Source organism: Nocardia sp. NPDC004582 (assembly GCF_053602115.1).
On the sequence record NZ_JBSGCY010000196.1, the window covers coordinates 1 to 9,457 of the forward strand.

At 69.3% G+C, this 9,457-nt stretch carries 8 protein-coding genes and 1 pseudogene; 4 read left to right on the forward strand and 5 right to left on the reverse strand.

The window, feature by feature from the left end; all coding sequences use genetic code 11:
• Nucleotides 1-428 (forward strand): annotated as a pseudogene (locus tag ACWELJ_RS31550) (hypothetical protein); the annotation flags it as partial.
• A 99-nt stretch (nucleotides 429-527) separates the two neighbouring features.
• Here ACWELJ_RS31550 and ACWELJ_RS31555 read toward each other — a convergent pair.
• A complete protein-coding gene (locus ACWELJ_RS31555) occupies nucleotides 528-1,058 on the reverse strand; it encodes a hypothetical protein (RefSeq protein WP_452369735.1) in 531 nt (176 codons plus the stop codon).
• Nucleotides 1,059-1,436: 378 nt separating this feature from the next.
• On the opposite strand from ACWELJ_RS31555, the gene ACWELJ_RS31560 reads away from it, so the two are divergent.
• Entirely contained in the window at nucleotides 1,437-1,610 is a 174-nt protein-coding gene (locus ACWELJ_RS31560) for a hypothetical protein (RefSeq protein WP_452369736.1), read from the forward strand.
• 11 nt (nucleotides 1,611-1,621) lie between these two features.
• Here ACWELJ_RS31560 and ACWELJ_RS31565 read toward each other — a convergent pair whose 3' ends face one another.
• The 4 genes from ACWELJ_RS31565 to ACWELJ_RS31580 form a co-directional block, all read right to left on the reverse strand.
• Nucleotides 1,622-2,548 carry a hydroxymethylglutaryl-CoA lyase gene (locus tag ACWELJ_RS31565; RefSeq protein ID WP_452369737.1) on the reverse strand — a complete coding sequence of 309 codons (927 nt, stop codon included), beginning with the start codon at nucleotides 2,546-2,548 and terminating at the stop codon, nucleotides 1,622-1,624.
• Entirely contained in the window at nucleotides 2,545-3,762 is a 1,218-nt protein-coding gene (locus tag ACWELJ_RS31570) for a CaiB/BaiF CoA transferase family protein (RefSeq protein ID WP_452369738.1), read from the reverse strand. Before ACWELJ_RS31570 ends, ACWELJ_RS31565 begins: the two co-directional genes overlap by 4 nt.
• Nucleotides 3,763-4,138: 376 nt before the next feature.
• A complete protein-coding gene (locus ACWELJ_RS31575; RefSeq protein ID WP_452369739.1) occupies nucleotides 4,139-5,089 on the reverse strand; it encodes a TauD/TfdA dioxygenase family protein in 951 nt (316 codons plus the stop codon).
• A 126-nt stretch (nucleotides 5,090-5,215) separates the two neighbouring features.
• Nucleotides 5,216-5,986: a deoxyribonuclease IV gene (locus ACWELJ_RS31580; protein ID WP_452369740.1), complete on the reverse strand. Its 771-nt coding sequence runs from the start codon at nucleotides 5,984-5,986 to the stop codon at nucleotides 5,216-5,218.
• A 320-nt stretch (nucleotides 5,987-6,306) separates the two neighbouring features.
• Here ACWELJ_RS31580 and ACWELJ_RS31585 point away from each other — a divergent pair, with 320 nt between their 5' ends.
• Nucleotides 6,307-8,229, forward strand: a complete 1,923-nt coding sequence (locus ACWELJ_RS31585; protein WP_452369741.1) for a protein kinase domain-containing protein — start codon at nucleotides 6,307-6,309, stop codon at nucleotides 8,227-8,229.
• Between the two features lie 78 nt (nucleotides 8,230-8,307).
• Nucleotides 8,308-9,457 (forward strand): serine/threonine-protein kinase (locus ACWELJ_RS31590; RefSeq protein ID WP_452369742.1); only part of this gene is annotated, 1,150 nt, incomplete at its 3' end.

The window sequence follows — 9,457 nt, forward strand, 5'->3', positions numbered from 1 at the left end:
CGCCGCCGCCCGCTCCGGGCGGACATCCGGCCGGAGCGCCGCGCGCCGCCGCCATGGGGCTGGGCGTCGGCGGCACCATGCGGCAGCAGATCTACAAAGACGAACGCCCCCTGGCGGATTGGTCCGCCGAGCGTTCGGGCCGCGTCTTCGTGCACCTGGTGACCCCGCCCGACTGGCGGCGCATCACCGGCGAGGCTCCGCCGCCGTCCCCGGTCGACCGCGCGGCCTACACCGCCGCGGGCCTACCCTGGTTCGACTACTTCGATTCGGACGCAACCGATCTCGCGCCCGCGGATCCGCTCGCGACTGTGGTCCCGGTCGGTGACTGGCTGGGCGACGACCATGAACCCTGGCAGCCGCCGACGCCCGGACAGGTGCGGCAGCTGGGTGACAAGCAGGGCAAACAGGTCGAGGACGGCGACTGGTAGGCGCGAGCCGCGGGCGTGCCGAACGCCGCAGGCGCGCTGATGGTCCGAGGTGGTCCGCTGGTTGTCCTGGGCGTCCGACTGCCCGCCGGGGCCGTTCGACTAGTTGTCGGAGGCGTCCGACGCCGCGTGGTCCGTGGGCGAGGCGCCCGCGGGCTGGGTGGTCTCCGGACGCGTGGTGACCGGCGCCTCGGTGGTGGTGCGCGGGGATTCCGTTGTGGTCCGGGGGGATTCGGTGGTGGCCGGACGGGTGGTGGTGGTGGTCGGCCGGGCCGGGGTGGAGCGGGTATTGCTGGGGTCGGCCGGATCCTCCGGGGTGGCGGTCACCGTGGAGATGGGGGCGCGCCGCGACGGCTGGTCGGCGGCCACCCGCCAGGTCGGGGACGGCGGGATCACGATCGCCGGGGTGGCGCTGGCGCCGCTCTTGGTCGAAGTCACCGGGGCCGCTTGCAGATCCGCGTTCAGCGGCGGCGGGGCGACATAGGTGTCGGTGTGGCCGAGACCGCACGCGCCGAGCAGGATGAGCCCGGCCGAGATGGTGCCGACTCCGGCCGCGGCGTACACCACCGGCTTGGGCAGGCGACGCCACGGGGTGACCGCGTGGTCGTCCGCGCGGGCGTTGCTGCCGTCCATGGGTGGCACTCCTGATTCGTATCGAGTGGGCTCACCCTAACGGAGGCGATGGGCATCGGCCAGGCGGGTGGTCGGTTCGCTGGAAGGACCCGGCCGTGGCAATTCCACGGCCTCGAAAATATCTCAAACAGCAGTGATTCAAATATCGAATTAGTAAACTCGGCGCGTTTTGTACACGTGTCGCATGGACTTTCCGTTGCCGGGCCGTAATGTGTGTCCAAAGTTACACAAGAGACGCTCGAAATTAGCCGAGGGGCGCGCCGAAGATTCGCGAACCCGGCGGGCGTCACCTAGGAGTGGATGATGGGTGCATTCTCTACTTCTCCGCTGCGCGCGTCGGCGCGCGTCGGAGAGCCTGCGGCCCCTCCGACGCCGCGGATGCCGGCGCTCCTGGCCCGCATCGCCGCCTGGCTGTTCTTTCTGGGCGGCCTGACCGGCGCGATTCTCGGTATTGCCGGATTGCGGGTGGAGATCACCGTCGCGGGTTTGATCCTGGCCTGTACCGCGGGCCTGATTCTGCTCAAGATTCGCGCCGACGCGCACGATGGCTAATTTCTAGCGAATCAATTCCGCTTGGTAATTGTCCACTCGAATGCCGTGGCTTCCGAGTTCGCGCCTTCGATGGTCCGGGATCGATTCGGTTCGCCGAGTTCTTTCAGCAAATCCTCGGAAATCCGCACTAAGTCCGACAATGCGGACGGCGTGAACCATTCCGGCCGTGTCGCGAACAACAGATCCTCGCTCGAGCTGTTCCCGGAGGCGCCCGGCGCGAACGGGCAACCGCCGAGCCCGCCCAGCGAACCGTCCACCACACTCGCGCCCGCGGCCAGTGCCGCCAGCGAATTGGCGACCCCCATGCCCCAGGTGTCGTGCCCGTGGAAGACGATGCGGTGCTCGGCAGTCCCCCAGTGTCCGGTCGCGGCGACCGAAGCCACCAGTGCGCCAACCTGACCCGGATGCGCTTGCCCGAGGGTATCGGCGATCACGATGTCCGCGGCCCCCGCGCTGCGCGGATCGGTCGCGATGGCCAGCACCCGCGCCGGATCCACCGGCCCGTCGAACGGACAGGTGAAAGCCGTTGCCAGGCAGAGCTGGATGCGGCCGCCCGCTTCCCGCGCGTACCGCACCGCCTCCGGCATGGCGGCCAGGCTGTCCTCGGTGGTGCGCCCGATATTGGCCTTGTTGTGCGCGTCGGAGACCGAGAAGCAGTACTGGAAGTTGCGTACCCCGGCCGCGGCGGCCTTGGCGACGTGCCGCGGCGTGGCCACCCACACCCAGCAGCGTTCCAGCTCCTCGGGAGTCAGCCGCTCGACCAGTTCGAGGGTATTGGCCATGGGCGGCACCAGATCCGGGCGCGCCATGGAACCGATCTCCAGCTCCGGCACCCCCGCGGACAGCAGCTGCCGGGCGATCTGGACCTTGCGCTCGGTGGGCAGCACCTTCCCGGTGAGCTGTAATCCGTCGCGCAGCGTGACATCGCGCAGGGTCATGACTTCGCCTCCAGGGCATCGATCTCGGCGTCGGTCAGGCCGAGCAGCCCGGACAGCACTTCGCGAGTGTGCTCACCGAGGTCCGGGCCGACAGTACGGATGGGCAGCGACTGCCCGCCGATCACGGGAACGATGCCGGGGAAACCGACCTCCTTGGGCTCCGGCTCGCCCACATCCACCGGGAAGGGCTGGATCATATTGCGCGCCCGGTACTGCTCATCGGCGACGATATCGGCGGCGGTGTAGATGGGCCCGCACGGAATCGCGGCCGCCTCCAGCACCTTCAGCGCTTCCTCGCGGGTGCGCAGGCGCGTCCATTCGGCGATCGAGGCGTCGAGCCGGTCGCGGTTGCGCCAGCGTCCGGCATTGTCCTGCAACTCCGGGTCGGCGGCCAGATCCGGGCGGTCGATGACCTGCATATAGCGCTGGAAGATGGCGTCGCCGTTGCCGCCGATGATGATGCTGTAGCCGTCGCTGGTCGGATACGCGTTGCTGGGCGCGATGCCCTCCATCCGCCCGCCGACCCGCTCGCGATTGATGCCGTACGCCAGATAGTCGGGCACCAGCGATTCCATCACCGAGAGGATGGACTCGTTCAACGCCACGTCGATGATGCGCTGCTCCAACGGAACCCGTTGCACCCGTTCCCGCTGGAACAAGGCCATGACGGTGCCGAAGGCGGCGTAGATGCCGGCGATGGAATCGCCGATGGACACCCCGACCCGCACCGGCGGCCGATCCGGATCGCCCACGAGTTCCCGCAGCCCGCCGACCGCCTCGGCCACTGCCGCGAAGCCGGGTCGCTGCGCCAGCGGCCCGGTCTGCCCGTATGCGGAGATCCGCGTGATCACCAGATCCGGATTCGCCGCGTTCAGCACCTCGGGCCCGAGTCCCCACTTCTCGAGCATTCCCGGCCGGAAGTTCTCCAGCAGCACATCGCACCGCTTGACCAGATCGAGCACGATCCCGCGCCCCGCCTCGGTCCGCAGATCCAGCGTGATCGACTTCTTGTTCCGATTGACCGTCCGGTACAGCATCGAGGTATCCCCGCCGTACAGCCGCCAATTCCGCAGCTCGTCACCGGTTTCCGGCCGCTCGACCTTGATCACCTCGGCCCCGAAGTCCCCGAGTATCCGCCCGGCCGTCGGCGCGGCCACGTAATTACCCAACTCCAGAACCCGAACCCCGTCGAGCGGCCGAATCTCCGTGTCCAATGTGCCCTCCGCTTCGCTACGGGCGGGTTCGCGGCCCTGGAGGTCTCGTTCTTCCCTCCCTGCGCTCCTCCGCTTCGCTCCCCCGCTCCGCTCAGTCCAGAACGAGACGGGCCGCGAACCATTATGGTGCAGCGCACAGTGCGTGAGGGCCACGGGTTCCTCCGATACCTGCGGGTCGGAGAACCACCGGGTGAACGAGAAAGGCCGGTGCGACGAGGAGAGCGGTTGGTGTCGTCGCACCGGCCTGGCCATGGGGCGCGGGGTGTACGTGTGCACGCGCACCATGGCATCGAGTCGTGTCGGTTCGCGAGCCGGGTGGAGGCGGGTGAGTGGCGGCACCCGCGAGTACCCGGATCGTGGTGCTCCGTGCCGGGTTTCAGGCGGCGCGGGGCGTGACCTCCTCGATGATCGAGTAGTGCTCGGCATTGCCGGTGATGATGGTGCTGGGGTCGCCGTGCACGTCGACCGGCACGTCGCCCGCCAGGGTGATGCGGGTCAGGCGGCGGGGCTGGCCGTCGTAGTCGTCGATGGCGTAGTGCTGGGTGGCGCGGTTGTCCCAGATCGCGACGTCGCCGAGCTGCCAGTTCCAGCGGGTGGTGTTCTCCAGGCGGGTGACGCGGTTCTGCAGGAGCTGGAACAGGGCCTGGGATTCGGCGGCGGAGAAGCCGACGAAGTTCTTCACGAAGTGGCCGAGCAGCAGGGCGCGTTCGCCGGTCACCGGGTGCACGCGCACCACGGGGTGCTCGGTCTCGTAGTAGCTGGACTCGAATTCCTCGCGGTAGGCCTTGATGTTCGCGGTCACCTGGGCGTTCTCGCCGCGCGCCACCTCGGTCCGGTCGGCGGCGTAGTCGTAGGCGTTGGTGTGGCGGGCGCGCAGGTTCTCGACGAACACCTTGAGCGGCGCGGGCAGCGAGTCGTAGGCGGCCACGGTGGAGGCCCAGGTGGTGGAGCCGCCGTAGGGCGGCAGGTGCACCGCGCGCAGGATGGACGCCTTCGGAATCCGGTCCACGAAGGTGACATCGGTGTGCCAGCTGTTGGCGCGGCCGTACTCGGAGTCGATGGGCAGGGTCTTGACGCCCTTCGAGGTGACGGTCGGGTGCGGGGTGGTGGGCGCGCCCAGCAGCTGCGCGAACTCGTACTGGCCGTCCTCGGTCAGGTGCTCCTGGCCGCGGAAGAAGATCACCTTGTGCTTGTGCAGCGCGTCCTGGATGGCTTGCACGGTCACCGAATCCAGGTCACCGCTGAGCCGGACGCCGTCGATGCGCGCGCCGATCTTGCTGCCCAGCTGCACGACCGTGGGGGTGGAAGTTGCGTAATCGACGGACATGCCATGCCTTTCGCCCGATGGAGTCCGGCCCGGATTCGAGCCATGATCAGGACACCATCGGGCCGGCCGCCGAAACAGGTTCAGGATCAGCGGGATCGAAAGGACACCGGCGGGAGCCGAACGGGCTCAGCCCACGTGCTCGCGCAGATACTTCAGATCGTCGGCCACGCCGTCGGCGGGGGTTTCCAGAATCACCGGCGCGCCCGCGGTGCGGCACACCTCCGCCAACAGCTGCGGATCGATGGTGCCGTCGGCGAAATTGGCGTGCCGGTCCGCGCCCGAATCGAAGGCGTCGCGCGAGGAGTTCAGGTGCACCAGGTCGATGCGCCCGGTGATCGCCTTGATCCGCTCCACGATCCCGACCAGTTCCTCACCGCCCGCCCAGGCGTGGCAGGTGTCCAGGCAGAACCCGGCCCCGAACTCGCCGACCGCGTCCCACAAGCGCCCGATATCGTCGAAATACCGTGCCATGGCGTGATTCCCGCCGGCCGTGTTCTCGATCAGGATCGGCACCGCGAATCCGCCCTTGTCGGCCTGGCGTTCGAACAGCTTGCGCCAGTTGACGAATCCCTCGACCATCTCCGCGTCGGAGCGGACGTGCCCGCCGTGCACCACCAGGCCGAACGCCCCCAGCTCGGCCGCCGCCTTCGCCTGCTGCGCCACCGCGTTGCGCGAGGGCATGCGCAGCCGGTTGTTCAGGCTGGCCACATTGATCTGATAGGAGGAGTGCACCACCACGTCGATATCGCTGGCCTTGATCTGCTCGGCCATCGGGTGGGGTGTGGGTTTGTCCCAGCTCTGCGGATCGACCACGAACATCTGGATGACATCGGCCCCGAGCTGCTCGCCGAAGCCGATCGGGTCGCTGTCCGTTCGAACGTGAGCTCCAATGCGCATACGCCCAGCGTATCCCCGACCCCCGACAGCCCAGGGCGGGTCCGGCCGGCACGACAAGCAAACGTTGAGTGTTGCGTTAGCGGGCCATGCGTAGATAGTTCGGTAGGAATTCCGAAGCCCGGCCGATCAGAGGAGGTGAATACCGTTGCAGGCGAACGCTGCAGGTTCGCGCGGCGCGCCCGGCCCGGCGCGAGGCGCGGGTCCGATCGGCTACAGTTTCGGTGTTTTCCGGATCGGCCCGTTAACGATCACGCCGATCGTCTGTGGTACTCCGCACCCTGGTGGGTCCCGGCGCGTGGAGTGGGAAGTGGGAGATCGTCATGCTGTCCGAAGGTGACGTTTTTGCTGAGTATGTCATCGAGCGGCAGCTCGGCCGGGGCGGCATGGGTTCGGTGTACCTGGCCAAACATCCGCGGCTGCCCCGATTGACGGCGCTCAAGCTGCTGAATCGGGAGATGGTCTTCGACAAGGAGGTCCGGGCCCGCTTCGAACGCGAGGCCGACCTGGTCGCCCAGCTGGACCACCACAATATCGTCACCGTCTACGACCGCGGGCTCGAGGACGGCCAGCTGTGGATCTCCATGCAGTACATCGACGGCATCGACGCCGCCAGCGTGAATCCGCAGACCCTGCCGCCCGAGCGGGCCGTGCAGATCGTCGCCGAGATGGCCGACGCCCTGGACTACGCGCACCGCAACGAGGTGCTGCACCGGGACGTGAAGCCCGCCAATATCCTGCTGGCCCGCTCCACCGGCGGTAAGGGCGAGCGGGTCTACCTGACCGACTTCGGCATCGCCCGGCTGCGCGACGACAGCGGTCACCTCACCCAGACCGGGACGTTCACCGCGACGCTGGCCTACGCCTCGCCCGAACAGCTGACCGGGTCCGCGCTGGACGGCCGCTCCGACCAGTACTCGCTGGCGTGCACGCTGTTCTGGCTGTTCACCGGGTCCGGGCCGTTCTCGGCCACCAACCCGGCCGCCGTCATCCAGGGACACCTGCAGAGTCCGCCGCCGCCGCTGAGCAGCGCGCGGGCGGGCCTGCCGCCGAGCATGGACATGGTGATCGCGAAGGCCATGGCCAAGCGGCCCGAGGACCGCTTCGCCAGTTGCAGCGATTTCGCGGCCGCCGCGCGCAGTGCGCTCGCGAACCCGAGCGCGCCCGCCATGCCGCTGGTCAACCGGACCGCGCCGCCCATGCCGGTCATGCCCTACACCGGGGGACCGGCGCCGGTCGCGCCGCTGACCGGCGGCGGCATGCAGACCGGTATGCCCATGTACACCGGCGGCGCGATGCCGACCGGCGCTCCGATGCAGACCGGTGGGCCGATGCCGACCGGCAATCCGCTGACCGGCGGCGCGCACCAGACGGGGATGCCGGTCACCGGCGGCCCCATGCAGACCGCGCGCCCGCAGACCGCGCCGCCGGCCCCGGCCGTGCCGTATCCGGCTCCGACGCAGGTCAATCCGGTCAACGCGGCGCCGCCCAAGCCGGTGACCGGCAACTACACCGGACCCGGCACCAACCAGTACACGCAGCCCCCGGCCTACGGCTACCCGAGCCCCGGCCAGCCACAGCGGCCGCCGGTCGCTCCGGTCGCCGGGCCGCGGCCGATGCCGCCCAAGAAGTCCAACGCGGGGCTCATCATCGGCATCATCGGCGCCGTCGTGGTGCTGCTGGTCGTCCTGCTCGTGGTGCTCGCGGCGATCGGCAGCAAGACGAGCGACGACAAGCTGGGCTCGCCGAGCATCTCGGCCACCACGCCGGGGTCCGCGCCCAAGGGCGACAAGTCGATCGACTGGTCGACCGCGGCCAAGGAGTTCCCGAAGCTGTTGCCCGCCACCAAGACCGGCGGCAAGGGCCTCAATGGCGCGACCTGCTGGGTGGCCGACTCCCCGGTCTCCTCCGACGCCACCGACGGCACCCCGGACTTCGGCGACTGGAAGGTGCAGTGGCGCTGCTACGGCGGCAGCGACAACAAGGACCCCTTCTACCGCATCTTCGCCTACGCCTCCTCGGCCGACGCGCAGTCGGTGGTGAAGGGCCTGACCGCCGACACCACCACCCAGGACGTCAACGGCGGCAAGACCTACACCAACTATCAGCTCACCGACGACAGCCACCCGCGCATGGTGACCGCCTTCACCGACTCCGGCCGCACCCAGTACCTGATGTACACCGACGGCCTGGTCGGCAGCATCGACGATGTCGTCAAGTGGTGGAAGAGCGCCCCCATCAACTGACCTGACCTGGGTAGTTCGAAACCCCTGCCCGACCACGCTAGGGTCGCGCACGCACCCGCCGGAGCGAAGCGGAGGCAGTTGGATACGGAAAGGGTCTTTGTGCTGCGCAGCGGGGAGTTGTTCGCCGGGTACGAGATCGAACGCGAGCTCGGGCGTGGCGGTATGGGTGCGGTGTACCTGGCCCGGCACCCGCGCCTGCCCCGGCTGATCGCACTCAAGCTGCTGGGCCGGGAGCTGTTCGGCGATGCCGAGATCCGGGGCCGGTTCGAGCGCGAGGGCGATCTGATCGCCCGGCTCGACCACCCGAACATCGTCCCGATCTACGACCGGGGCATCGACGACGCGCAGCCGTGGATCGCCATGCGCTATGTCGACGGACCCGACGCCTCCCAGCTGGACGCGGCGAATCTGCCGCCGCGCGAGGCGATCCGGATCATCGCCGAGACCGCGCGGGCCCTGGACTTCGCGCACAAGCGCGGGGTGCTGCACCGGGATGTCAAGCCCGCCAACATTCTGCTGGAGCGAACCGACGGCGAGGAGCGGGTCTTCCTCGCCGACTTCGGCATCGCGCGCCTGCGTGACGACGCGAGCAAGCTCACCCAGACCGGCTCGTTCACCGCGACCCTGACCTACGCCTCGCCCGAACAGCTCTCGGGCCGGCCGCTCGATCCGCGATCGGACCAGTATTCGCTGGCCTGCACCCTGTTCCGGCTGCTGACCGGGAACGTGCCGTTCGACGCCGAACATCCGGTCGGCATCATCCACGGTCACCTGAACCAGGCGCCGCCGCCGGTGAGCACGCTGCGCGCCGGGCTACCCGCGGCCCTGGACGCCGTCCTGGCCCGGGCGCTGGCGAAACACCCTGAGGGGCGGTTCGATTCGTGCGGCGAGTTCGCGGCCGCGGCGCAGGACGCGCTGGAGAATCCGGCCGGGGCGACACAGTTTCTCGCGCCCGCGCCGTTCGGGCCCGGTGCGGCGCCGTCGGTGCCGAGACCCTCCGGTCCCGCCCCGACGGCGGTGCTGAACGCGCCCGCCGGTGTCGATCCGAATTCCCTTCCGGGACCGCGCCGGACGATGCAGTACACCGCGATGGCTCCGGTGACCACGCCGCCGCGTCCGCTGCCACCGCCGCCCCCGCCCCCGGCGGTCCCCCCGAACCAGCAGCCCTACCCCGCGCCGCCTTCCAACGCCCAGCCCCCGCTGGTCGCGTCCAACTATCCGGCGCCCC